Consider the following 23,841-nt stretch of genomic DNA (forward strand, 5'->3'; position numbering starts at 1 on the left):
CTTCTGCCCCCACTTATCGGAGTCTGGTTTGAAAAATCCCTGGTTTTCAAAAGTTGCTGTTTGGCTCGTGATCGCCATGGTGCTGTTCACGGTCTTCAAGCAGTTCGATACCCGCGCGGGTGTCAGCTCGGGCTACGTGGGTTATTCCGACTTCCTGGAAGACGTACGCGGCAAACGTATCAAATCGGTGGTGATTGCCGAAGGGCAAAGCGGTAACGAAATCACCGCCATCACCACCGACGATCGCAAGATCCGGACCACGGCCACTTATCTGGACCGCGGCTTGGTTGGCGATCTCATCAACAACAACGTCAAGTTCGACGTCAAGCCGCGCGAAGAAGGTTCGCTGCTCATGACCCTGCTGGTGAGCTGGGGCCCGATGCTGCTGCTGATCGGTGTGTGGGTGTATTTCATGCGCCAGATGCAGGGCGGCGGCAAGGGCGGTGCTTTCAGCTTCGGCAAGAGCAAGGCGCGCATGCTGGACGAAAACGCCAACCAAGTGACGTTTGCGGACGTTGCCGGTTGCGACGAAGCCAAAGAAGAAGTGAAGGAAGTGGTCGACTTCCTGAAAGACCCGCAGAAGTTCCAAAAACTCGGCGGCCGTATTCCACGCGGTCTGCTGCTGGTTGGCCCTCCAGGCACGGGTAAAACCCTGCTGGCCAAGTCGATTGCCGGTGAAGCCAAGGTGCCGTTCTTCTCGATCTCGGGTTCTGACTTCGTCGAAATGTTTGTCGGCGTGGGTGCAGCGCGTGTGCGCGACATGTTCGAAAACGCCAAGAAAAACGCTCCTTGCATCATCTTCATCGACGAAATCGACGCCGTGGGGCGCCAACGTGGTGCAGGCTTGGGTGGTGGCAATGACGAGCGCGAACAAACCCTCAACCAGATGCTGGTGGAGATGGACGGCTTTGAGACCAACCTCGGTGTGATCGTGGTGGCAGCCACCAACCGTCCTGACATTCTGGATGCCGCTTTGCTGCGCCCAGGTCGTTTCGACCGTCAGGTCTACGTGACGCTGCCCGATATCCGTGGTCGCGAACAAATCCTGAACGTGCACATGCGCAAGGTGCCGATTGGCCAAGATGTGAACCCGGGCATCATTGCCCGTGGCACACCCGGCATGTCGGGTGCCGACTTGGCCAACCTGTGTAACGAAGCGGCTTTGATGGCGGCGCGGCGCAACGCCCGCGTGGTCGAAATGCAAGACTTCGAAAAGGCCAAAGACAAGATCATCATGGGCCCGGAACGCAAGTCCATGGTCATGCCCGAGGAAGAGCGCCGCAACACGGCCTACCACGAGTCTGGTCACGCGCTGATCGGCCGCTTGTTGCCCAAGTGTGACCCGGTGCACAAGGTCACCATCATCCCGCGCGGCCGTGCCCTGGGTGTGACGATGAGCCTGCCGGCGCAAGACCGCTACAGCTACGACAAGGAATTCATGCTGAACCAGATCAGCATGCTGTTCGGTGGCCGTATCGCCGAAGAAGTGTTCATGCACCAAATGACCACGGGTGCCAGCAATGACTTTGAGCGGGCCACGCAGATTGCGCGCGACATGGTGATGCGTTACGGCATGACCGAAGCGCTTGGCCCCATCGTCTACGCTGAAAACGAAGGCGAAGTTTTCCTGGGCCGTTCGGTCACGAAGACGACCAACATGAGCGAATCCACCATGCAAAAGGTAGACATCGAGGTGCGCAAGATCATCGACGAGCAGTACGGCCTGGCCCGTCGCTTGATCGAAGAACACAGTGACAAGATGCACGCCATGGCCAAGGCTTTGCTCGAATGGGAAACCATAGACATCGAGCAGTTGGACGACATCATGTCCGGCAAGGAACCACGTCCGCCGAAAGACTGGACACCTCGTGCGCCGTCTGGCGGTGGTGGTGCCGGTGGCAGTGGTGGTGCAACCGCCGAGGTCACACCAGAGGTGGCGCCTAACGCGGCTTGATTTCGACCGGCATACGCTGGAAGCAACGGGGCAGATTGCCCCGTTTTTTCGTTTCTGGCCTGAGGCCAAATACAGCGAGCTGCCGCGATTCGGCCCAGCCCCCTGGTCACATTTTTCAACTATGTACTGGCAAACCACGCGTTGGCAGATTGATCTGAACAAGCCCCAGGTGATGGGGATTGTGAATGTCACACCGAATTCGTTCTCCGACGGCGGGCAGCACGCCACGACCGCCAGCGCCCTGCAGCATTGCGAAGCGTTGATTTCGCAGGGCGTGGATATTCTGGACATTGGTGCGGAGTCCACCCGTCCTGGTGTCGCGCCCGTTTCCGAGGCTTTGGAGCTGGAGCGGCTGCTGCCAGTGGTGCGCGAAGCCGTGCGTCTGGGTGTGCCGGTGTCCATCGATACCTACAAGCCCGCCGTGATGCAGGCCATGCTGGATCTGGGCGTGGACATCATCAACGACATCTGGGCATTGCGCTGGCTGGATCCGGCGCGCCCTTTGATCACCGGTGCGGGGGTTGTGAGCCAATATCCAGGGTGCGGTGTTTGCCTGATGCACATGCATGGCGAGCCGCAGACCATGCAGGTGCATCCGATGGCGGGCGACATCGTGCCCGAGGTGTTGGCATTTCTATCGGATGCGGCTGATAAATTACGGGCGCACGGTTTGACGAAGGCGCAAATCGCACTGGATCCGGGTGTGGGCTTTGGCAAGACGGTGGCGCAGAATTTCTCGCTGCTGGCGCGCCAGACCGAGTTTTTGGCCCTGGGTTACCCGTTGCTGCTGGGCTGGTCGCGCAAATCCTCGCTGGCAGCGATGGGTGCGCCCTTGCCCGGTTTGCCAGCGGGCAACGCTGCTGCGGTGCACGAGCGAATGCTGCCCAGCGTGGCGGCTGCGTTGTTAGCGGTGGAGCGCGGAGCGCGCATCGTGCGTGTGCACGATGTGGGCCCCACGGTGCAAGCGTTGAAGGTGTGGTGTTCCGCCACGCAGATCGAGACCAGGTAGTGCGCGCCGCGGGCTAGGCTTGGTGGACGCGGTGCGAGGCAAAGACAATTCAAAATCAGTTGAGGGGAAAAATGACAAGAAAATATTTTGGGACTGACGGCATCCGTGGCCCTGTGGGGCAGTCGCCCATCACGCCAGACTTTGTGCTGCGGTTGGCCAATGCGGTCGGGCGGGTGTTGAAGAAAAAAGAAACGCGCCCTACGGTGCTGATAGGCAAAGACACCCGTATCTCGGGTTATATGCTGGAGAGCGCGCTGGAGTCCGGCTTCAACTCGGCCGGTGTTGACGTGGTGCTGCTTGGCCCCTTGCCAACCCCAGGTGTGGCCTATCTGGCGCGAGCCCAAAGGGCGAGCCTGGGGGTGGTGATCAGTGCCAGCCACAACCCATTTGGCGACAACGGCATCAAGTTTTTCAGCGCCCAGGGCACCAAGCTGGATGATGCCTGGGAGCAAGAGGTCGAAGCGGCCCTGGACACCCCAGCCGTATGGGTCGACTCCGCATCCCTGGGCAAAACGCGCCGCCTGGAAGACGCTGCGGGGCGTTACATCGAATTCTGCAAAAGCACGTTCCCGAACCAGCTCACGCTCAAGGGTTTGCGCATCGTGGTTGATGCCGCCCACGGCGCGGCCTACCAGATTGCGCCTCTGGTGTTCCACGAACTGGGCGCCGAGGTGATTGCCATCGGCTGCAGCCCGGACGGCTTGAACATCAACCGCAACGTTGGCGCAACCCACCCGCAGGCCCTGATCGAGGCGGTGCTGACCCATCGTGCCGACTTTGGTGTGGCGCTGGACGGTGATGCCGACCGTTTGCAGGTGGTGGACGCCGCCGGACGCCTGTTCAACGGCGACGAAATTTTGTACCTGATGGTGTCTGAGCGCCTGCTGCGTGGCGGCAACGGCGGCCCCAGCCAGCGCGCCGCCGATGCGGTGCCGGGGGTTGTGGGCACGCTGATGACCAATATGGCGGTTGAACTGGCGCTGAAGGCGCGAGGGGTGGAACTGGTGCGCGCCAAGGTGGGCGACCGTTACGTGCTGGAAGAACTCGAAAAGCGCGGCTGGGTGCTCGGTGGCGAAGGCTCTGGCCATTTGCTGGCGCTGGACAAACACACTACCGGTGACGGCCTGGTGAGCGCCCTGCAAGTGCTGCAGGCGTGTGTGCGCCATGGCAAGACGCTGGCGCAGATGCTGTCGGATGTGGTGCTGTTCCCACAGACGCTGGTGAATGTGCGCCTGGTGCCCGGTCAGGAGTGGAAGAGCCCGGCCCTGACACAAATCACCCAGCAGGTCGAAGCCGAATTACGCGGTGAAGGCCGGGTGTTGATTCGCGCCAGCGGCACCGAGCCCCTGGTGCGTGTGATGGTGGAAGCCCGCGACCCGGTACAAGCCAAAGATTGCGCCGACCGCATTGCGGCCGTGCTGAAAGCCGCTTGAAGTTGCGAAACCGCAGCGGCCGAAGCGACCAATAGATAGATTTGAGAATGACTGATCCCACGAAAAACAACGATACACAACTGCCTGCCGGCTGGTTGGAAATTGAATCCCTGGACATGGATGCGCAGGGCATCGCCCACACGCCAGAAGGCAAGGTGGTGTTTGTGGAGGGCGCGCTGCCCTTCGAGTTGGTGAGCGCGAACGTGCACCGCAAAAAGAACAACTGGGAGCAGGGCACCGTGACCGCGATTCACCGCGAGTCGTCGCAGCGTGTGCGCCCTGGTTGCCCCAACTTCGGCCTGCATGCCGGAGCTTGTGGCGGCTGCAAGATGCAGCATTTGCACCCTGCCGCGCAAGTGGCGGTGAAGCAGCGTGTGCTGGAAGACAACCTCTGGCACCTGGGCAAGGTCAAGGCCGAAACCGTGGCGCGGCCTATCGAAGGTCCGGCCTGGGGCTACCGTTACCGCGCGCGTTTGTCGGTGCGCCATGTGCGCAAGAAAAACGCCGTGCTGGTGGGCTTCCATGAACGCAAGAGCCGCTACGTGGCCGACATGAGCGAATGCCATGTATTGCCGCCACACGTCAACGCCATGCTGGTGCCGCTGCGCGAATTGATCGCTTCGATGGACGCGATTGAAACCTGCCCGCAAATCGAGCTCGCCTGTGGCGACGATGTGACCGCGATGGTGCTGCGCCACCTGGAGCCGTTGAGTGACGCCGATCTGGCGCGCCTGCGCGCTTTTGCCGCGCAGTACGGAGTGCAGTGGTGGCTGCAGGCCAAAGGGCCGGACACGATCAAACTGCTGGATGAAGAGCAGCCGCAACTGGCTTACGGCTTACCCGCCTTCGGCATCGAAATGCCCTTCAAGCCAACCGATTTCACGCAGGTGAATCCACACATTAACCGCGTGTTGGTGTCCAAAGCCCTAGCGCTGCTGGATGCGCAGTCTGATGAACGTGTGATCGACTGGTTTTGCGGTTTGGGCAACTTCACTCTGCCGATTGCCACGCAGGCGCGCGAGGTACTGGGCATCGAAGGCAGTGAAACGCTGGTCGCGCGCTCGCGCGAGAACTACAAGAAGAACCAAGCCTCCCGGCAATCTCTCAAACCGCTTTGTGCTACAGACTTCGTAGCGCGCAACCTGTTCGAGATGACGCCCCAGATGCTGGTGCAGGACGGTGCTGCCGATAAATGGCTGGTCGATCCTCCACGCGAAGGGGCCTTCGCCCTGGCCAAGGCCTTGGTGGACCTGCACGAACAGCCCGAGTTGCGTAATGGCTGGACGCCACCCAAACGCATCGTTTACGTGAGCTGCAACCCTGCAACGCTGGCACGTGATGCCGGCCTGCTGGTCAACTGCGCTGGCTACCGGTGCGTGCAGGCCGGTGTGGTGAACATGTTCCCGCACACGGCCCACGTGGAGAGCATGGCGGTGTTTGAGCTGGTCTAAGCCTAAGGGCGGGTATCCCGCAAAAGTGATCGCCCGCCAAAACCTCTAAGACCGAGGTGTTGGCGGGCGATTTGTATTCCGATACGTCATGCGGCTCGGGTCGCCGCCACAGACTAAAAGCTCAGGATGCCCTGCCGTTGCGGTTGTTGCGGCGTTCTGGCGCGGCGGGGGCCTCCGCCTGTTCAACTTCTTCTGTGGGGGCGGGTTTTACACCCGATGGCGCCACGCCTTCGAGTTTGTTCTCGCGCATGTAGGCATCCATTTCCTTCCAGCCCGCAAAAACGGCGGCCTTGGGTGCCTTGGTGTTCATGGCATAACAGTCTTCCAGGCTGCGCATGGCGTGCCTGCAGCCGCTGCCAGTGGCTTTGGCGTCGGCATCACGTTGCACGACCTTGGGATCAGGGTAGACGCCTGGGATCTCGCAACCGGATAACAACAGCACGGAAGTGCTGGAGACCAGGAGCAAGCGCAGCAAATGGGGGCGGAGTGTAGGTGCCATTGTTTTGATTATCGGCATCTGCTCCGCAGAGTTAAGGCTTATCCATGAGCTGACCATGGAAAACAAGGCGAATCAAGCCGGACCCTTTTCGGGGACCTGCTGCAGAACGGGCGGGCCGGTACGTTTTGCCCAGGCTAACAGCGGTTCTAAATCCGCTGAATTCAGCACGATGTTGAGCTCGTGTGTGTTGTCATGTTTGGCCCAGGCGACATCGCGAATGGCTTCGATATGCTGTTCCACGGCCGTATGCAAATCGGTCACGCCGTTGGAAATTTGCAGCGCATGTTCCAGAACCTGCCGCGCCACCTGAACCCGCAGTGGGCGCCCAAAGGCGCTCAAATCGATGATCACGATGCTGGGCTCGAACGAGCTGATGGAAATCCGGGTCATAAGTCATCCCTCCAATATCCCGGGCAAGAGGGGCAACAGTGAACAAATACCGGAGTGTCTTGGCCTCTCTTGGCGCACGGGCGTAGGCATGAATGTCGATCAGGGCGCTTGGGGTGGCCATCAGCCATGGTGCTGTGATGCTGTAGGTTGCGACCTGCCCGTGCTGCTGTGGCCGCTGGCCCTTTCTCCCGTTTCCATTCACTGCGGCCTCTAGCCGCGAATGCAGAAACCGCGACTGCAGAAACAACAATGCCCGCCCAACTGATGCTGGGCGGGCATTGTGACCAGGGCGCCTGATCAGGCGCGGGGGAGGTCGCGCTTAGTCGCGGTCGCCACCCATGATGCCCAGCAGGGCCAGCAGGCTTTGGAACACGTTGAACAGGTCCAGGTACAGGGCCAGCGTGGCGCTGATGTAGTTGGTTTCGCCGCCGTCCATGATGCGCTTCAGGTCGTACAGCATGAAGGCGCTGAAGATACCGATGGCAGCCACCGACAAGGCCATCATGCCCGCGGTGGAGCCGACGAACACGTTGACGATGCCGCCGACCATCAGCACCAAGGCGCCAACGAACAGCCACTTGCCCATGCCCGACAGATCGCGCTTGATGACGCTGGCCACGCTGGCCATCACCAAGAACACACCCGCCGTGCCGGCAAATGCCGTCATCACCAGCTCAGCGCCGTTGCTGAAGCCCAGCACCATGGCGATCAGGCGCGACAGCATCAAGCCCATGAAGAACGTGAAACCCAACAGCACCGGCACGCCGGCTGCGGAATTTTTGGTTTTCTCGATGGCGAACATGAAACCGAAGGCGCCGCCCATGAAAACGATCAGACCCAAGCCGCCGGAGAGCGAGCGGGTGATGCCGGTGGCCACACCCAGCCATGCGCCCAGCACGGTGGGGATCAGGCTCAGGGCCAGCAGCCAGTAGGTGTTGCGCATGACCTTGTTGCGCTGCTCTTGCGAGACGCCCCAGCCATAGCTGGCAGACGGGTCTATGGTACGGATGTTGTCGTTCACGGATGGATCTCCTTCAGTGGCTTTCCTGCGTCCGAATGGACCAAGGGAAGTTTGGGGAATTCTAGGAGGCTTCAAGTGAAAGACCCAAAAATTCACGTTCTGGCTCCTACATTTTGTAGGGGTACAACAGGTCCATTTTGGTGCCTGGCGAGGGGCAGGTCGCATGGCGCGCGAGACAGGTGTTAACCCCGTTATGCTCGAAGCCTTTCTGACACATTTTTTCACTACCAAACTTCGCCAACATGAAGACCAAATCTGTTCTCGAACTCGCCGATGTCAAAGCCGTGGCCGCTGCCGCTGAAGCCGAGGCTTTGAAAAACAACTGGGCCGTGACGATCGCCATCGTCGACGACGGCGGCCACCTGCTGTGGCTGCAGCGCTTGGACGGTGCACCGGCGATTTCTTCGCACATCGGCCCAGCCAAGGCGCACACCGCAGCGCTGGGGCGCCGTGAAAGCAAGGTCTATGAGGACATCGTCAACGGCGGCCGCGTGGCCTTTTTGAGCGCGCCTAACGTAGCGGGCTTGCTCGAAGGTGGCGTGCCTATCATCAAAGACGGCCAATGTATTGGTGCGGTCGGTGTGAGCGGCGTGAAGTCGACCGAAGACGCACAAATCGCCAAGGCTGGTATCGCGGCCCTGGGCCTCTAAAACATCACTTGCGGCGAAAGCCGCAAACAAAAACGCCGACCCAGTGGTCGGCGTTTTTGTTTGGCTGTGGCCATCCGGAGTACCGGAAGAGGCTGTGGGGAAAAAAGGCTTGGCTAGTCGGGTCAGACCCATTGGCTAGCAAAAACGACTTTGGAGGCCGATGAAAACCTCCTGGGTCGCCCCACGATGAAACCAGTGTGTGCGGGAAAAAAGCATGGCTAGTCGAGTAAACCCGTTGGCTAGCAAAAACGACTTTGGAGGCCGATGAAAACCCCCTGGGTCGCCCCACGATGAAACTTGCTGCGAATTTATTTGGTCAGGATCAGTTTGCCGAGCTTGGTGTTCTGCAGGCGGTAGACCGAGCCGTTGTGCATGATCTCTATGGCCTTTTGGCCTTGCAGCAGATCACGGCTTTCAATTGTCAGTGCCTGCATGGCAGGCGCCAGAACTTCACGCAGGCCGTGCAGGCCGCCGTTGGCATTCTCGCCAGAGGCGGAATTGAACTGGGGGCGGGTAGCGAGGTTGGCGTACATGTTGAACTCCTGAATTAAATTCGCGATGTGTTAATGATAATGATTCGCAATAAATTGGCAAGAGAGTTTTGAAAAAAATTTGCACAGTAGGGTTATGGCGCCAAGTTGCAGGCGTCACAGCACAGGCCTTGAGGTTCAGAGGCCAAGCCTTCAGTCAGGCTAGTCGTGTCTGAGCAACTTCGGTCATCGCCGCATCGAAACTTTTTTCTGCGGCGCCCCCAGCCCATATGGCCTGATCAACGGCTTTTGCCGGCCAGCCCCTGCGCGGTGGCAGCCTTGAGTCCGGCGCCGCGCACTTCTATCTGCACTTCGTCCTGCAACACGCCACGCGCGTCGACCAGTTGCAGCTTGTGACGCCCGGGCCAGGGAAACCACATGGTTTCCGCGCCGCGTGCGAGTGGCTTGCCGTCCACCCGCCAGTACAGCCCCGGGCTTGATGCCGTCAGCCGCAGCCGTTGCCGTTTTGGTGGAATGTCGGGGTCCAGGGCCAGGATGGTGCCGTTGGTGGGCGCTGTAATGCGTGCCTTGGCGGGCAAGAGGGCGCCTTCAGTATTCAAGCCATTCATGGCTGCAGCGCTTTCTGTTGTTGCTGTAGAAGCTCCCGATTCAATAGCAAAAACGGTCTGCTCCGTACCCTGTAGGAACCACTCGCTGCGCGCCGCCTCAAGTTGCTGGCCGAACTGCACCTCCTGCTGCACCAGGCCGGGCGGGGCGGCGGGGGCGCGGCTGGGTTCGCGGCGGTGCAGATAGGCCATCACGGTGGCCCAGATCGGCGCGGCGCCGCTGGTGCCACTCACGTCCCACATAGGTGCGCCACTGGCATTGCCTACCCACACCCCCACGGTGTAGCGCTGCGACCAACCGAGTGCCCAGTTGTCGCGCATGTCTTTGCTGGTGCCGGTTTTCACGGCCGTCCAGAAGCGGGTGGCGAGCACACTGTCGGTGCCGAAAGTCGGGGCGCGGGCAATCGGGTCGCTGAGCATGTCGCCGACGATGAAGGCGGCACGCGCGTCCAGCGCTGGCGGTGAGGCCGTGCTCCGTGGCGGACTTGTGCGCGCCGGGCGCATGCCTGCATTCGTGGTATCCAGCAACAGGCGTGTCGGGCCGGCCTGGCCCAGGTTGGCCAGCGTGCGATAGCTGTTGCTGAGGTTGAGCAAGGACACCTCGGCGCTGCCCAGGGCCAGGCTGTAGCCATAAAAATCGCCGCTTTCCTGCAGCGGCAGCCCCACGGCAGCCAACTGCTGGTGAAACGACTCGGGCGACACCATCACCAGTGTGCGCACGGCGGGCACGTTCAGCGATGCGGCCAGGGCCGTGCGTACCGAGGTCCAGCCGCGAAACTGGTGGTCATAGTTTTGCGGAATGTACAGCCCGCCTGCGGTGGCAATATGGGTCGGCGCATCCTCCAGCAGCGAGGCGGCGGTGAGGCGGCGCTCGGCGATGGCTTGGCCGTAAAGAAATGGTTTCAGCGTGGAGCCGGGCTGGCGCCGCGCCAGCACACCATCTACCTCGGCTGCGGCGCTGAGTGCCCCCGAAGATCCGACCCAGGCCAATACGTCGCCAGTGGCATTGTCGAGCACCACGATGGCGCCGTCCTCCACATGCCGCTGGCGCAACTCGCGTAGTTGCTGCTGCAGGGTGTTGACCGCAAAACGCTGCAGCCCGGCACGCAGCGTGCTGCGTATGCTCTGCCCGGCCAGCGGTGGAGTCGCCTGCTGCAGGGCTTGCCGCGCGGCATGTGGCGCCACCCCTTCGCTGGCGGCCAGCGTGCGCTGCTGTAGCGAGGCCGTGACAAACAAGCTCAGCGCGGCACAGTCCACCGTCCCCAGGCCGGCTTCGAGTTGCTTGAGCACGCCGCAGGCGCGTTCGGCCACACGTTGTGGCGCGGCGTTGGGCGAACGTATCAATGCCACCGTCACGGCGGCTTCGCGTGTGCCCAGGCCGCTGGGTGCCGTGTTGAACAGGCTGCGCGCGAGGGCATCGACCCCGACCAGGTCGCCGCGCAGTGGCACCAGGTTGAGGTAGGCCTCGAGGATCTGGTCTTTGCGCCAGTGGCGTTCCAGGTTTTGTGCGGCCAGCGCCTGGCCGATTTTCTGCACCACGGTGCGCCCACCCGGGCCCACACGCCAATCCGCATCCAGCAGACCGGCGAGTTGCATGGTCAGCGTTGAGGCGCCGCGGGTCTTGGTGTTCCAGACGTTGGCCCAGGCCGCAGCGGAAACGGCGCGCCAGTCTATGCCGCTGTGGGCGTAAAAGCGTTGGTCTTCGCTGAGCACCAGGGCCGTGCGTAATGCTGGCGACACATCCGCCAACTGAACCCAGCTCCCGCGCCGCACACCGCTGTCGGTGCGCTGGCGCTGCAGTACATCGCCCTCACGTGAGAGCAGCAGCGTGTCGGACGAGCGAAAGTCCTGGCGCACTTCATCAAACGACGGCATGGCGCCCGCCGCATGGCCGGTATACAACAGCAGCGCCAATGCGGCGGCATGGCAGCGGATGCCAAGGCGGCGACGTGCTGTTGAAGTCATGGGGCCTCAGCTACGGCCGTAAACCATCAGCACCGCGCCTGCAGGGAAGCTGCGGCTGCTGATGAGGCGCAGGTCCACGGGGGTGGTGAACAGCGGCAAACCTTTGGCGAGTGCAACCGGGTGCACGATGAGCAGCATCTCGTCTATCAACTGGTGGCGCAGCAGGCCCTGTACCAGGCTGGCGCCGCCGTGCACCAGGATTGGCCGCTGGTCTGTGTTGGGCTCGTTCAGCAGGCGCTGCAGGGCGTGCGGCGCGTCGCCGCGTGCGATGCTGGTGTCTGGCCAGGTGGCTTCGGCCAGGGTGTTGGAGAACACCAGCTTGGGGATGTGGTTCATGGGCTCGGCAAAGGCATCCGTGGAGTTGGGCCAGTAGGCGGCCATTTCTTCATACAGCGCCCGGCCCATGGCGTGTACACCGGCCTGGCGCAACTGGGCAAGCTCCCATGCCTTGAGTTTGTCGTCATAGCTGCGAAACACCCACTCCATGGCGTCGCCACGGGCTGCACAGAGGTAGCCATCCAGCGAGACATGGAGCTTCAAAATGACTTTGCGCATGGTGGTGTCGATCTCTTGTTTTTGTCAATGTTGGGCCCGGCTGGATTGCGGGCAGAGCGCCTGGACCGGCTGCGCAGCCCTGGCAGGCGGCTGCGGTCTGCGATGCGATTTCAGTCGTTGTGGGTCTGGTTTGTTTTCTACGGCAAGCTTGATGGATAGGTGCTCGATTCTCGTTGAATGGCGCTTCAAAGCGCCGTGATCCGCGAGCGGGTTGACGAAGACGATTGTCAACCCAGCGTTTGCCTTGGCGCGGTGAGACCTGTGCCTGCCGCGTGGCCATGGGGTTGGCGGAGCAGTCGTGATGAAAGACTTTTTCGAGCGCCGATGCAGCGCAGCGGCGCCAGCGTTATTTCAACTGCACTTTGATGCCGTCGGCCAAAACCGTGATATCGCCTATGTCGTAGGTTTTGCGGCCCACCGTCAGTTCGGCTTCGGTGAAGCTGCGCAGCGCCTGGTCACGCAGTAGCTCTTGTGCTACCAGCTTGGCGATCTTTTCGGCCTGCTCGGCGTTGCGTCCGCTCAAGCCCTGCAGGCTCAACTGCTCGGCCCTGGGCTGGTCAAGCAATAGCGCGCGCCTGGCGGCGTCATAACGCAGTGCGCTGCTCACGGTGACGCTGCCCTCGGCGCCGCTTTCACTCTTCAGAAACGGACTGGTGATCAACAGCCGGGCGGTGATCGCTGCGCGGTTGGTGGCGGCGTCAAGATGCAGTTGCGGCTCGCTCAGCGCCACGTTGGCATAAGCGCCATACTTTTGCGCCAGCGGAAAACGTTTGTCGAGTTGGGCTTGCAACTCGGCACGGCTGGCGGTGTATTCGCTGGTGAAAAAGTTAAATCCGGACCACGCGCCCGTAGGCACCAGAAGCAGGCCAGCCAAGGACGGCAGCTGTAACAGTTGCAGGATGAGGCGGCGGCGCGGCGGGGACGGGTGCAAACGGTGGCGCATGGTGGGTGTGGATGATGAGATCAAGCGATAAAGTCATTTGAGCGACGATGCCTGGGAATGAGTCGAAATTCTGCCGCTTTAGAAATGGAGTTTGCGCCGGCTGAGAGGTTCCCAGGCGAGCGACTTGTACAGCTGTTACGGACCTTTACGCGCCCTGTTAATTCAGACGGGTTAAATCTGTTTCAAGATGTACTAACATGCTGGGGTAGGGCCTCTGATCGTGCAGACGTTCTCTGAGCCGCCGTCTCGTCTTCTGGGTCTTGTGGGCCCGAAAAGATGGTGCGGTGGCGCATCATGGCTTGTGTTTCTTTTTCAATATGCCTATTTTGGGTTTTCCGCAGGTTCTTTGTGCCGCCTCTTTCTGCCCCGCCGGGTTGTTTGTCCATCAGGTGAACTGGTCATATGACATCTGATCGGTCCTCTCACCGCGTGGATGCCATGCCCGAAATCGATGTCGGCGCTGCGGATCAGCTCTATCTTGATTCCACTGAAATTCTGCTGCAAACCCTGGGCGTAAGTGCTGACGGCGAAGACCGTGCACACATTCTGCAGGTGTTGGAGAGCCTGCCGATTCTGGTCTGTGCGCTCGATCTGGACGATCAGAACACCATCTTGTTCTGGGGCAGCGAGTCCGAGAAGGTCTCTGGCTACCGGCGCGAAGAAATCGTCGGCAACCCCGGCGCCATGCAACTGCTGTACCCCGAGCCGGTGTACCTGGCGCGCAAGCTGGCCGACCTGCAGGACATGGGCTCGTCGTTCCGCGATCTAGCCTGGACCCTGACCACGCGTTTTGGTGAAAAGCGGCGTATCGCCTGGTCCACCATCGAAGGTGTGCAACTCAAGCCTGGTCGGCGCGAACTGTGGTGTGTAGGCCAGGACATCACCGCGCGTTCCGAGGCTGACCGTCTGCTGCGCGACCGCGACAAGCTGCTGAACTCGGTTTTCCGCCACCTGCCCGACATGATTCTGCTGAAAGACGGCGACGGTCGCTGGCTGCTCAGCAACCCTGCAGCGCGCGCCGTGCTGGGTTTGAGCGAACAAGACGTCTACGGCTTCACCAATCTGGAAATCGCGGACCGCAACCTGCCCAACAGCGATGGCCTGCGCCACAGTGCCCTCGCCGAAGAGGCCACCTGGCAATCGGGCCGGGCCTCGCACATGCAGGAAATTGCCGACGACGGCCATGGCAACGTACACACCTTTGACGTGGTGCGTGTGCCTACCTTTGGCCGGCGCGGCCAGCGTCTGCACCTGCTGGAAGTGCGCCGCGACATCACCGACCAGCGCATTGCCGCGACCAAACTCGAACTGGCCGGACGTGTGCTCGACCAGAGCACCGACGGCATCATGATCACCAACGAGTCGAACAAGATCATGATGGTGAACAACGCCTTCACCGAGATCACCGGCTACAGCGCCAACGAGGTGTTGGGGCACGACCCCAGGCTGTTGTCCTCGGGCCAACACGACAAGGCTTTCTACAGCGACATGTGGAAGACGTTGGCCAATGACGGCCGTTGGGCTGGCGAGGTCTGGAACCGGCGCAAGAATGGCGCGGTCTACGCGCAGTGGATGAATCTCTCGGCCCTGCGCCAACGTGCACATGGGGAAGTCACCCATTACGTGGCCTCGTTCTCCGACCTGAGTTCACGCAAGGCCGACGAAGAGAAAATTGCGCTGCTGTCCACGCAGGACGTGATCACCGGCTTGCTAAACCGCAACCAAACCGCACGCACCGGCTCGCAGGAACTGAAACACGCCAAATCGTCGCACGAACAGGTGGCCCTGATTGTGCTCGACGTCGACAACTTCAAGACCCTGAACGACTCTTTAGGCCACGACGCCGGCGACCAGTTGCTGCGCGAAGTCGGCGCCCGCCTGCGTGCCGTGGCGGAAGACCATGCCGTGGTGGGCCGGCTCAGCGGGGATGAGTTCTTGGTGTTGAAGCGTGGTGTCCAAGGCACGGCCGAAGCAGCCCACCTGGTGAATGCGCTCATGGCGGCCGTGGGCCAAAGCATGACGCTGGTGGACTTGCCGGTCACGGTGTCGATCACGGCCGGCATTGCCATGTTCCCGGCCGATGGCGAGCAGTTCGATGCCTTGTTTGGCCGCGCCGATTCGGCGCTGTATGCGGCCAAGCGCGAGGGCCGCGGCACCTACCAGTTTGCCAACGCCACCATGAACGAGGCGGCGCTGGAGCGCTTGCGCATCGAGTCGGCGCTGCGCCAGGCCATAGAAAACGAGACCTTGCGGCTCGAATACCAGCCGCTGATCCATCTGCCCAGCGGGCGCATCATAGGCACGGAAGCCCTGTGCCGTTGGGATCACCCGGAGCGCGGTGCGATTCCGCCGGGCCTGTTCATTCCGATTGCCGAAGACTGTGGCTTGATCGAAGCACTTGGTGGCTGGGTCTTGAAAAAGGCCGCCAAACAATTGCGTGCATGGCATGACGCCGGTCATCCCGAATTGATCATGGCCGTGAACCTGTCGGCGCGGCAATTCCAGCGCGGCTTGGTGCTCAAGCAAGTCGAAGAGGCCCTGGCCGAATCCGGTGTCTCGCCCGACCGCTTGGAGCTGGAGCTGACCGAAAGTGTGCTGCTGCACGACGGTGAAGCCGTGATGACCGTGTTGCGCCGCCTGCAAGCGTTGGGCGTACGCCTGTCTATCGATGACTTTGGCACCGGTTATTCAAGTTTTGCCTACCTGCGGCGCATCAAGTTCGACAAGATCAAGATCGACCAGTCTTTTGTGCGCGACCTGATCGACGACCCCGACAACGCCGCCATCGTGCGTGGTGTGATTTCGCTGGCGCTCAGTTTGGGTTTGCAAGTGCTGGCCGAAGGGGTCGAGACCGAAGCCGTGGCCCAGCGTTTGCGCCATATGCAGTGCACTTATGCCCAGGGCTACTACTTCGACCGGCCTTTGCTGCCTGAAGAGTTTGCCCAGCGTTTACGCGAGGTCTGATGTGGCTTTCCGTGGCGCCCCAGCCACGTAAAACCGATTTACTTTCTTTTTCAATTTCCTCTCCAACCTGCCGTATAGGCCGAAATTCCGGCCTTCCTGGCAAGACCTCGGCATGCTGGGGAGCTCGTGCCCATGGAGCCGGGTTTTCGAGATCGGTTCTAATCGCTACCTGCCAACAGCTCTGTTTGAACTGTAGACATGGCGCTAAAGCGAGTGGTTTTGCCCCTGCGCTGGGCCGGCACCATGGCTTTGTTGGTCGAAATGCATCATTTTGGTGCAGTCCTCTGGCGGGAGATGTGAGCTGATCGTCTTCTCCCCACCCCATTCGTTTTTTGTCGTTGCACCCTGCGGTGCAAAGGAACTCGTTTTTGCGCATGAACTTCAGCAGTTCAAAACTCGTTCGTTTGTTAGAGCATGTAGCCCCAGGTGGGAGCGAGGCATCGCGCCAGGACTCGGCCGAGCGCCTGAGCCAGTGGGTCGGCGTTTTTGATGCCGTGAAGCTGCATGCGCTGCACCAATCGCTTAAAACGCTGGGCCAGACGCCAGGCCATGAAGCACCGTCTGCGGGGCGCACGGCGCAGACGCGCAGCCTGAGCCTGCGGCAGCAGTTTGACCAGGTGCGTGCGACGTTGCTGTCGTCCATCACCGCCCCACACGTTGCCGCGGATTTGGCCGCCAGCCCACGTGCGCCGCGTCTGGCGTCCTTCCAGAAAGAAGCCGCTGCCGCCATGGCCGCACCGCAGCCGGTGGTCGACTTTGCGCTGCACCGCCAGCGTTACCTCGACCAGCAACGCAAGATGGAACTGATGATAGGCCCGCTGCGCGCCCATGCGCAGCAAACCCTGTCAGCGGCGTCGTCCGCGTTGCGCCAACTGGCCGCACTGGACGCCATGTGGCAGCAGATGCTGGAGGTGCGCGAGCAAAAGTTGTTGGCCAACTTGCCCGCCATGTTGAAACAACGTTTTGAGCAATTGCGCAAAACAAATGCAGACGCAGCTTCACCGGCCTCATGGGTAGAGAGCTTTGAGGCTGAGTTGCAGGAAGTATTGCTGGCTGAACTGGACACCCGTCTGCAGCCGGTGCTGGGATTGATAGAGGCCTACGAGGCCTCGCCACAAGAAGGTTAAGAAGTCGCAATGAACAGGATTGTTTTCGCCGTTGTTTTCGCCCTAGGCCTGGCCACAGTGGGCTGGGTGGGCATGGGTTTTGTCGGCTCCAGCGGCCTGGCTTTGCTCATGACCTTGGTGATAGGCGCCGTGTATCTACTAGGCGCGTTCGAGGTGTTGCAGTTTCGTGCGGCCACGGCGGCGTTGTCTGCCGCGCTGGCCGATGTCGCGCAACCGCTGACCGACCTGGCCGCGTGGCTGCAGCGCCTGCCTGCGCCACTGCAACACCCCGTGCGTCTGCGCATAGAAGGTGAACGTGCGGCCTTGCCGGGCTTGGCGCTGACTCCCTATCTGGTGGGTTTGCTGGTGATGCTGGGCATGCTGGGGACTTTCCTGGGCATGGTGCTGACGTTCAAGGGAGCCGTGTTCGCACTCGAAGGCTCCACCGATTTACAGGCCATACGCTCGGCCTTGGCCGCACCCATCAAGGGCCTGGGTCTGGCGTTCGGCACCTCGGTGGCCGGTGTGGCGGCATCTGCCATGCTGGGCTTGTTGTCGGCCATGGCAAGGCGTGAACGTGTGGACGTGGCTCGCCTGCTCGACACCCGGGCCGCCACCGTGTTCAAGCCGCTGTCGCTTGGCCATCAACGCCAGCAGGCCTACCAGGCACTGCAGGTGCAGGCCCAGGCCTTGCCCCAGGTGGTCGAGCGCTTGCAGGCCATGGTGGACGGCATGGAGCGCCGCAGCGCGCAACTGGAGACACATTTGCAGGGCCAGCAGGCACAGTTCCACCGCGAGGTGAGCGGTGCCTATACCGAGCTGGCCGCCCGTGTTGGTGCGTCGCTGCAAGACAGCCTGGCCGCTGGTGCCCAAGCCGCTGGCGACAGCATCAAGCCGGTGGTGCAAGCCGCCATGGCAGAGATGGCGTTGGAGTCAAAACGCATGCACCAAAGTGTGTTCGAGGCGACGCAAAGTCAATTGGCAGGCTTGTCTGGCGCGTTTGGCGACACCGCACGTGGCGTCAGCGACGGCTGGACCCGTGCGTTGCAAACCCATGCCAGCACCAGCGCGCAGCAGGTCGAAAAGCTCGACCTTGCCTTGCAGTCGTTTGCGCAGGTATTTGAGCAACGTGCAAATGCCTTGTTGACTTCGGTGGGCGCAGCCGCAGTCCAGTCGCAGAGCGAGCAACACAAGGCCGACCAGCAGCGTCTGCAAAGCTGGACACAAGGCCTGGCTTCCATGGCCGCCAGCCTGCAAGCCGAATGGCAACAAGCGGGTGCACAAACGCTGGCCCAGCAACAGGCGGTTTGCCAGACGCTGGAGAAAACTGCGGGCGACATCAGCGCACGCGCCAGCGCACAAGCCAGCCAGGCCATGGCTGACGTGAGCCGGCTGCTGGCGCAGTCTGAGGCGCTGGTGCAAACCCGCATCGATGCCGAAGCCCATTGGGCGCAGCAGCAGGGCGAGCGTATGGAGCAACTTGCGTCGCTGTGGCGCACAGAGTTGACGGCCTTGCGTGAGGCCGAAGCCCAGCGTGGCCAGGCCGCCGTCGATCGTTTGGCTGAATTGCAAACCGCCTTGGCCAGCCACCTGAGCAGCGTGCACGATGTGACGGCCCAGTCACAAAGCGCGCAAGCCGCTGCAGACCAGCAACGGCTGCAAGCCTGGACCCAGGGCCTGGCGCACATGGCGGACACACTCAAGAACGAATGGCAGCAAGCCGGAGCCGAGACGCTGGCCCAGCAAAACGCCGTGTGCCTGACCCTGGAGAAAACCGCCGGCGAAATCACCACACGTGTGAACCAGCAGGCCGGCCAGACGCTGGACAACATTGCCGCTCTGCTGGACAAGTCCGAGTCGCTGGTCAGCTCGCGTGTAGCGGCCGAAGCCCAGTGGGCCCAGCAGCAGGGCGAGCGTATGGACCAATTGGCGGGCCTGTGGCGCAGCGAACTCAGCGCACTGCGCTCCGAAGAAGCCACGCGCGGCCAGGCCGCCGTGCAGCGCCTGGGCGAACTCCAAACCGCGCTGGCCAGCCATCTGGCGAGCCTGCATGAGGTCGCCGCCAAGACCCAATCCGACCAAGCCTTTGCCGAGCAGCAGCGTCTGCAGGCCTGGACGCAAGGTCTGGAGACCATGGCGAGCACACTCAGGAACGAATGGCAGCAGGTGGGTGCGCAAACCCTGTCGCAGCAAACCGCCGTGTGCCTGACCCTGGAGAAGACCGCTGGTGAAATCACCGAACGCGTGAACCGTCAGGCCAGCCAGACACTGGGCGACATTGCGGGCCTGTTGGACATGTCTGAGTCCTTGATTGTTTCGCGCGTGGAAACCGAAGCGCGTTGGACCGAACAGCAGGGCCAGCGCATGGATGAACTGGCCGCTTTATGGCGCAGCGAACTCGGCGCCCTGCGCGCCGACGAGGCCACACGTGGCCAGGCGGCTGTGGAGCGATTGGGCGAACTGCAGTCTGCGGTGGCCAGCCAGTTGGCCACGCTGGGCGCGGCGCTGGAGCAGCCGATGACGCGCCTGATGCAGACCGCTGCCGAAGTGCCGCAGGCGGCCGCCGAGGTGATTGGCGAATTGCGCGGCGAAATGAGCCGCTTCTCCGAGCGCGACAACCAGGCCCTTGCGGAGCGCGCCGAGTTGCTCGAGAACATCAGCACACTGCTGCAAAGCTTGAACCAAGCCTCGGGCGAGCAACGTGCGGCGATCGAGTCGCTGGTGGCATCTGCCGAGGCGACTCTCGGCCAGGCCAGCAGCCGTTTTGCCGAGACCCTGGGCGCACAAGCCGGGTCCGCATCCGACGCCGCCGCACATGTGGCCGGCAGCGCCGTTGAACTGGCCAGCCTGGGAGAAGCCTTCAACCATGGTGTGCAATTGTTCAGCGCGTCGAACGAAAAACTCATCGATAGCCTGGGGCGCATGGAAGCTGTGATGGGCCAGGCGGCCAGCCGCAGCGACGAGCAATTGGCCTACTACGTGGCGCAGGCGCGCGAGGTCATCGATCTGAGTATTGCCTCGCAGCAAGGCCTGGTGGAAGACCTGCGCCGGCGTGATGCCAAAGCCGCCACCACTACCGCAGCGTCCAAGGAAACGGCTTGATGAGCGGCCTGGACGACAGCTTAGTCTCTGATGACGGCCTGGAGCAAACCGCTCCGGTGTGGGCCGTTTTTGGCGACCTGATGGCCGGCTTGCTGGGCGCGTTTGTGCTGGTGCTGGTGGGTGTGTTAGTCGTGCAGATGGACCTGGTCAGCAACCTGCAGGCCGAAGTGCAAAAGCGCCAGGTCGAGGAGCAACGCCGCATGGCGCTGGAGAAGGCACTGGCGATTCCGCTGGCGAGTGGCCGGGTCACGCTGAACAATGGGCGCATAGGCATCAGCGGCAATGTGTTGTTTCCGCTGAATTCCGACCAACTGCGTCCCGATGGCCGGCAATTGCTGAAGAGCCTGGTGCCGGCCTTGCAAGCCTACCTGGGCGAACGTGACGACATGTTGATGGTCAGCGGCTTCACCGACGACAAACCGATACAGGAGGGCAATCGCCGCTTCACCGACAACCTGGAGCTTTCAGCCCAGCGTGCACTGACCGTGTCGCGCGCCATGATCGAAGAAGGCATGCCTGCGTCGCGTGTGTTTGCAGCCGCTTTTGGTGCCGAACAACCCGTGGCCTCCAACACCAGTGAACAGGGGCGCACGCTGAACCGCCGCGTGGAAATGGCGCCCGTGCCGCGTTCGGCGGGTGTGAAAAGCGCCACGCCATGAACGAAACCGGTGTGGATCAGCCCTTGCCGGCTTGGCAAGCTGTGCTGGACGGCCTGCGTGCAGACGGTGCGCAGCGCATGGACCCGGTGCGTTTTCACTTCGTCGAGGTATTGGCGCAACGCTTGCCCGCAGCCCAGTCCGCGCTGCAGCCGATTCTACAGCGCAAGCTGCAAACGGCCATGGCAGGCTTGCGCGAACGCCTGGACCAAGGCTTGCAAACGCGCCGCAGCGCCGAGCCGCTTGCCCCGGCTGCGCCCACACCGCTGGCCGGGCTGAACCACTACATCCAGCAAGCCACGCAGCACGAGCCGCAGCAGGCGCTGCGTGGCCGCGCTGGCCGCGAGCTGAAAAGTGTGCGCCGCTTCAGGGAAACCTGGTCGAAGATTGCCGCTGTGCAGCAGGTCGACCGCGCTCTGGTGCGTGCACCGGAAAACGCCGGTCCACTGAACTCGCACATGCTGGTGTTGCATTCACTGGCGCAGATGCGAGGCCTGTCGCCCGACTATCTGCAGCGTTTCATGTCGCACGTTGACACCTTGCTGTGGCTAGACCAGGCGCAGCAAAAGCCCGCACCCGCCGAGGTCAAACCCGCGGCGCGGAAAAGCCGGGCGAAGAAATAAACCGGCCTCAGGTTTGTGCCAGCGCCGCAGCACGAATGCTTTGCAGCGTGCTTGCCGGTGTAATCGCTTCCGGGTCCAGCAAACAATGCAGGATGGCCGGTTTGCCGCTGGCACGTGCGCGCGCCAGGGCCGGTGCAAACTCTGCGGTGGTGCTGACCTTTTCGCCGTGGCCACCAAACACCTGGGCGTAGGCGCAGAAGTCGGGGTTCTGCAATTGTGTGGCGCTGATGCGGCCGGGGTAGTGGCGCTCCTGGTGCATACGGATGGTGCCGAACATGGCGTTGTCGAGCAGCACCACGATGATGGGCAATTGGTATTGCACGGCGGTGGCGAACTCCTGGCCGTGCATCATGAAATCGCCGTCACCGGCAAACACCACCACTTCACGCTCGGGCCACAGGCGCTTGGCGCCCACCCCAGCAGGCAGACCGTAACCCATGGAGCCGCTGGTCGGGGCGAGCTGGCTGGCGTAGCTGGTAAACGGCCAGAAACGGTGCACCCAGGTGGCGAAGTTGCCCGCACCGTTGCAGAAGATGGTGTTGGCCGGCAGGGTTTCGCGCAGGTGTTGCATCACGGCACCCATTTGCAGCGGGCCGGGGATTTGAATCGGAGCGGGATCGCTCCAGCGTTGGTAGTCGGCATGGGCCGCAGCGGTTTCGTTCAACCATGCAGGCGTGGTCTCGGGGCGCAGCGTGCTCGCGGCCTCGGCAAAGGCCTGGGGTGTGGCGTGTATGTTCTGGGCCGCACGGTAAAGCTTGCCGAACTCATCGGCATCGGCATAGACATGCACCAGCGTTTGTTGCGGCGTGGGAATGCCCAGCAACTCGTAGCCTTGTGAAGGCACTTCGGACAAACGCCCGCCCACCAGCAAAATCAAATCCGCGTTGCGTATGCGTTGCAGCAGGCGCGGATTGGCGCCCAGGCCGAGGTCACCGCCGTAGCAGCGGTGGCTGTGGTCAAACAACATCTGCCGACGGAACGAACAGAACACCGGCAGTGAAAACGCATCGGCAAAGTGGTTGAACTGCTGCACGGCGGCTTCTGACCAACGGCTGCCGCCCAGTATGACCACCGGCCGCTGCGCTTGGGCCAGACGCTGCTGCAGCTCGGCCAAAGCGGCGGGGCCGGGGTGGGTTTCGGTGACGGCGTAGGGCAGGGCATCGGCCACGCAGGCGGCTTCCGTCAGCATGTCTTCGGGCAGCGCAATCACCACCGGGCCGGGGCGGCCCGAGGTGGCGATGTGGAAGGCACGCGAGATCAATTCGGGCAGGCGTTTGGGGTCGTCGATCTGCACCACCCACTTGGCCATGCTGCCAAACACGGCGCTGTAGTCCAGCTCCTGAAAGGCTTCGCGGCCCAGGGCCTCGCGTGCCACCTGGCCGACAAACAACAACAGCGGCGTGGCGTCTTGGTGGGCAATGTGGATGCCGGCGGCCGCGTTGGTGGCACCGGGGCCACGCGTCACAAAACAGATGCCCGGGCGGCCCGTGAGTTTGCCTTGGGCTTCGGCCATCATGGCGGCGCCGCCTTCCTGGCGGCACACACTCACGGCAATCGAGGCATCGTGCAAGGCATCGAGCACGGCCAGAAAACTTTCGCCCGGCACACAGAACAATTGTTCTACGCCGTGTTGTATCAGTTGGTCAACCAGGATCTGGCCGCCCGTGCGTGGAGCTATGGTCATGGGTTTATTGAAAAATTAAAAAAGAGCTTTGCAGGCGGCGTGGATGCGGCCGCAGGCTTCTTCGAGCTGCGCCATGGACGTGGCATACGAGATGCGGAAATACGGCGCCAGTCCAAATACGCTGCCGGGCACCACCGCGACATCAAAGTCTTGCAGCAGGTGGTCGCAGAAGTCGCTGTCGGTGAGCAGCAGTTTCCCGCTGGGGGTGACCCGGCCCAACACCCCTGCGCAACTGGCAAAGGTGTAGAACGCACCTTCGGGGGTGCGGCAGCGCAGGCCGGGTGTGCGGTTCAAGGCAGTCACCACAAAATCGCGCCGCGCTTGGAATAACAGGCAGCGTTCAGCCACCACCGCCTGCGGTCCGGTCAGCGCCTCAATCGCCGCCGCCTGGCTGATGGACGAAGGGCACGAGGTGGACTGGCTTTGCACCACCGCCATGGCGGCGATCAGCTCTTTGGGGCCGGCACCATAGCCCAGGCGCCAGCCGGTCATGGCGTAGGCCTTGGAGACGCCATTCACCGTCAGCGTGCGTTCGCGTAAGCGCGGCTCCACGGCAACAGCTGTGGCAAAGGCCAGGCCGTCGTAGAGGATGTGCTCGTAGATGTCGTCGGCCAGCACCCATACCGCCGGGTGGCGCAGCAGCACTTCGGTGATAGGCTGCAACTGCGCCGCACTGTAGGCCGCACCACTGGGGTTGGAAGGCGAATTCAAGAACAGCCAGCGTGTGCGGGGCGTGATGG

Annotated in this window: 19 protein-coding genes; 10 read left to right on the forward strand and 9 right to left on the reverse strand. The window is 62.1% G+C overall.

Features of this window, described 5'->3' with window-relative positions; genetic code table 11:
* Positions 1–28: 28 nt before the first annotated feature.
* The 4 genes from ftsH (at position 29) to rlmD (ending at position 5,847) form a co-directional block, all read left to right on the forward strand.
* Positions 29–1,954 (forward strand): ATP-dependent zinc metalloprotease FtsH, encoded by a 1,926-nt coding sequence (gene ftsH, locus ACFQ95_RS17070; RefSeq protein ID WP_422832862.1) that lies wholly within the window; start codon positions 29–31, stop codon positions 1,952–1,954.
* A gap of 121 nt (positions 1,955–2,075) precedes the next feature.
* Positions 2,076–2,963 carry a dihydropteroate synthase gene (gene folP / locus ACFQ95_RS17075; protein ID WP_422832863.1) on the forward strand — a complete coding sequence of 296 codons (888 nt, stop codon included), beginning with the start codon at positions 2,076–2,078 and terminating at the stop codon, positions 2,961–2,963.
* Between the two features lie 71 nt (positions 2,964–3,034).
* Positions 3,035–4,396: a phosphoglucosamine mutase gene (glmM, locus tag ACFQ95_RS17080; RefSeq protein ID WP_422832865.1), complete on the forward strand. Its 1,362-nt coding sequence runs from the start codon at positions 3,035–3,037 to the stop codon at positions 4,394–4,396.
* A 47-nt stretch (positions 4,397–4,443) separates the two neighbouring features.
* Complete coding sequence (gene rlmD / locus ACFQ95_RS17085; RefSeq protein WP_422832866.1) at positions 4,444–5,847, forward strand: 23S rRNA (uracil(1939)-C(5))-methyltransferase RlmD; 1,404 nt, start codon at positions 4,444–4,446, stop codon at positions 5,845–5,847.
* Between the two features lie 121 nt (positions 5,848–5,968).
* Here rlmD and ACFQ95_RS17090 read toward each other — a convergent pair whose 3' ends face one another.
* From ACFQ95_RS17090 to ACFQ95_RS17100, 3 genes are all read right to left on the reverse strand, one after another.
* Positions 5,969–6,346, reverse strand: a complete 378-nt coding sequence (locus tag ACFQ95_RS17090; protein WP_422832867.1) for a hypothetical protein — start codon at positions 6,344–6,346, stop codon at positions 5,969–5,971.
* 72 nt (positions 6,347–6,418) lie between these two features.
* Positions 6,419–6,736: a hypothetical protein gene (locus ACFQ95_RS17095; protein WP_422832869.1), complete on the reverse strand. Its 318-nt coding sequence runs from the start codon at positions 6,734–6,736 to the stop codon at positions 6,419–6,421.
* Between the two features lie 319 nt (positions 6,737–7,055).
* Positions 7,056–7,757, reverse strand: a complete 702-nt coding sequence (locus tag ACFQ95_RS17100; protein WP_422832871.1) for a Bax inhibitor-1/YccA family protein — start codon at positions 7,755–7,757, stop codon at positions 7,056–7,058.
* Positions 7,758–7,999: 242 nt separating this feature from the next.
* On the opposite strand from ACFQ95_RS17100, the gene ACFQ95_RS17105 reads away from it, so the two are divergent.
* On the forward strand, positions 8,000–8,407 hold the full coding sequence (locus tag ACFQ95_RS17105) for a GlcG/HbpS family heme-binding protein (protein ID WP_422832872.1): 408 nt from the start codon (positions 8,000–8,002) through the stop codon (positions 8,405–8,407).
* Between the two features lie 308 nt (positions 8,408–8,715).
* Here the strand turns inward: ACFQ95_RS17105 and hemP are convergent, their stop codons facing one another.
* The 4 genes from hemP to ACFQ95_RS17125 form a co-directional block, all read right to left on the reverse strand.
* Entirely contained in the window at positions 8,716–8,940 is a 225-nt protein-coding gene (hemP, locus tag ACFQ95_RS17110; RefSeq protein WP_422832873.1) for a hemin uptake protein HemP, read from the reverse strand.
* A gap of 236 nt (positions 8,941–9,176) precedes the next feature.
* Positions 9,177–11,468, reverse strand: a complete 2,292-nt coding sequence (gene pbpC / locus ACFQ95_RS17115; protein ID WP_422832875.1) for a penicillin-binding protein 1C — start codon at positions 11,466–11,468, stop codon at positions 9,177–9,179.
* A 6-nt stretch (positions 11,469–11,474) separates the two neighbouring features.
* Complete coding sequence (locus tag ACFQ95_RS17120; RefSeq protein ID WP_422832876.1) at positions 11,475–12,023, reverse strand: dihydrofolate reductase family protein; 549 nt, start codon at positions 12,021–12,023, stop codon at positions 11,475–11,477.
* A gap of 346 nt (positions 12,024–12,369) precedes the next feature.
* The gene (locus tag ACFQ95_RS17125; RefSeq protein ID WP_422832878.1) at positions 12,370–12,966 is read right to left on the reverse strand and encodes a DUF1439 domain-containing protein; all 597 of its coding nucleotides are present in this window, start codon (positions 12,964–12,966) and stop codon (positions 12,370–12,372) included.
* 402 nt (positions 12,967–13,368) lie between these two features.
* On the opposite strand from ACFQ95_RS17125, the gene ACFQ95_RS17130 reads away from it, so the two are divergent.
* The 5 genes from ACFQ95_RS17130 (at position 13,369) to ACFQ95_RS17150 (ending at position 21,417) form a co-directional block, all read left to right on the forward strand.
* On the forward strand, positions 13,369–15,930 hold the full coding sequence (locus tag ACFQ95_RS17130) for a sensor domain-containing protein (protein ID WP_422832880.1): 2,562 nt from the start codon (positions 13,369–13,371) through the stop codon (positions 15,928–15,930).
* Positions 15,931–16,304: 374 nt separating this feature from the next.
* Complete coding sequence (locus ACFQ95_RS17135; protein ID WP_422832894.1) at positions 16,305–17,057, forward strand: DUF3348 family protein; 753 nt, start codon at positions 16,305–16,307, stop codon at positions 17,055–17,057.
* Positions 17,058–17,066: 9 nt separating this feature from the next.
* The gene (locus tag ACFQ95_RS17140; RefSeq protein WP_422832881.1) at positions 17,067–20,138 is read left to right on the forward strand and encodes a DUF802 domain-containing protein; all 3,072 of its coding nucleotides are present in this window, start codon (positions 17,067–17,069) and stop codon (positions 20,136–20,138) included.
* Positions 20,138–20,797: an OmpA family protein gene (locus ACFQ95_RS17145; RefSeq protein WP_422832883.1), complete on the forward strand. Its 660-nt coding sequence runs from the start codon at positions 20,138–20,140 to the stop codon at positions 20,795–20,797. The genes ACFQ95_RS17140 and ACFQ95_RS17145 overlap by 1 nt, the downstream gene beginning before the upstream one ends.
* The gene (locus ACFQ95_RS17150) at positions 20,794–21,417 is read left to right on the forward strand and encodes a DUF2894 domain-containing protein (protein ID WP_422832884.1); all 624 of its coding nucleotides are present in this window, start codon (positions 20,794–20,796) and stop codon (positions 21,415–21,417) included. Before ACFQ95_RS17145 ends, ACFQ95_RS17150 begins: the two co-directional genes overlap by 4 nt.
* Positions 21,418–21,424: 7 nt before the next feature.
* On the opposite strand, the gene ACFQ95_RS17155 is transcribed toward ACFQ95_RS17150, so the two are convergent.
* Both ACFQ95_RS17155 and ACFQ95_RS17160 read right to left on the reverse strand, forming a co-directional pair.
* Positions 21,425–23,101, reverse strand: coding sequence for a thiamine pyrophosphate-binding protein (locus ACFQ95_RS17155; RefSeq protein ID WP_422832886.1), 1,677 nt, complete (start codon positions 23,099–23,101; stop codon positions 21,425–21,427).
* Between the two features lie 15 nt (positions 23,102–23,116).
* Positions 23,117–23,841: aminotransferase class I/II-fold pyridoxal phosphate-dependent enzyme (locus ACFQ95_RS17160; RefSeq protein WP_422832887.1), on the reverse strand; the 725-nt coding region annotated here is incomplete at its 5' end.

The sequence above is a fragment of the Variovorax sp. HJSM1_2 genome, assembly GCF_049316285.1.
Classification (GTDB): domain Bacteria; phylum Pseudomonadota; class Gammaproteobacteria; order Burkholderiales; family Burkholderiaceae_C; genus Rhodoferax_B.

Excerpts from the sequence above, each read along its gene's own strand:
- ACFQ95_RS17090 (WP_422832867.1), bottom strand. The coding sequence starts at position 6,346 with ATGGCACCTACACTCCGCCCCCATTTGCTGCGCTTGCTCCTGGTCTCC.
- pbpC (WP_422832875.1), bottom strand. The coding sequence starts at position 11,468 with ATGACTTCAACAGCACGTCGCCGCCTTGGCATCCGCTGCCATGCCGCC.
- ACFQ95_RS17130 (WP_422832880.1), top strand. The coding sequence starts at position 13,369 with ATGACATCTGATCGGTCCTCTCACCGCGTGGATGCCATGCCCGAAATC.
- glmM (WP_422832865.1), top strand. The coding sequence starts at position 3,035 with ATGACAAGAAAATATTTTGGGACTGACGGCATCCGTGGCCCTGTGGGG.
- hemP (WP_422832873.1), bottom strand. The coding sequence starts at position 8,940 with ATGTACGCCAACCTCGCTACCCGCCCCCAGTTCAATTCCGCCTCTGGC.
- ACFQ95_RS17125 (WP_422832878.1), bottom strand. The coding sequence starts at position 12,966 with ATGCGCCACCGTTTGCACCCGTCCCCGCCGCGCCGCCGCCTCATCCTG.
- rlmD (WP_422832866.1), top strand. The coding sequence starts at position 4,444 with ATGACTGATCCCACGAAAAACAACGATACACAACTGCCTGCCGGCTGG.
- ACFQ95_RS17135 (WP_422832894.1), top strand. The coding sequence starts at position 16,305 with ATGAACTTCAGCAGTTCAAAACTCGTTCGTTTGTTAGAGCATGTAGCC.
- ACFQ95_RS17095 (WP_422832869.1), bottom strand. The coding sequence starts at position 6,736 with ATGACCCGGATTTCCATCAGCTCGTTCGAGCCCAGCATCGTGATCATC.
- folP (WP_422832863.1), top strand. The coding sequence starts at position 2,076 with ATGTACTGGCAAACCACGCGTTGGCAGATTGATCTGAACAAGCCCCAG.
- ACFQ95_RS17120 (WP_422832876.1), bottom strand. The coding sequence starts at position 12,023 with ATGCGCAAAGTCATTTTGAAGCTCCATGTCTCGCTGGATGGCTACCTC.
- ACFQ95_RS17150 (WP_422832884.1), top strand. The coding sequence starts at position 20,794 with ATGAACGAAACCGGTGTGGATCAGCCCTTGCCGGCTTGGCAAGCTGTG.
- ACFQ95_RS17145 (WP_422832883.1), top strand. The coding sequence starts at position 20,138 with ATGAGCGGCCTGGACGACAGCTTAGTCTCTGATGACGGCCTGGAGCAA.
- ACFQ95_RS17155 (WP_422832886.1), bottom strand. The coding sequence starts at position 23,101 with ATGACCATAGCTCCACGCACGGGCGGCCAGATCCTGGTTGACCAACTG.
- ACFQ95_RS17105 (WP_422832872.1), top strand. The coding sequence starts at position 8,000 with ATGAAGACCAAATCTGTTCTCGAACTCGCCGATGTCAAAGCCGTGGCC.
- ACFQ95_RS17140 (WP_422832881.1), top strand. The coding sequence starts at position 17,067 with ATGAACAGGATTGTTTTCGCCGTTGTTTTCGCCCTAGGCCTGGCCACA.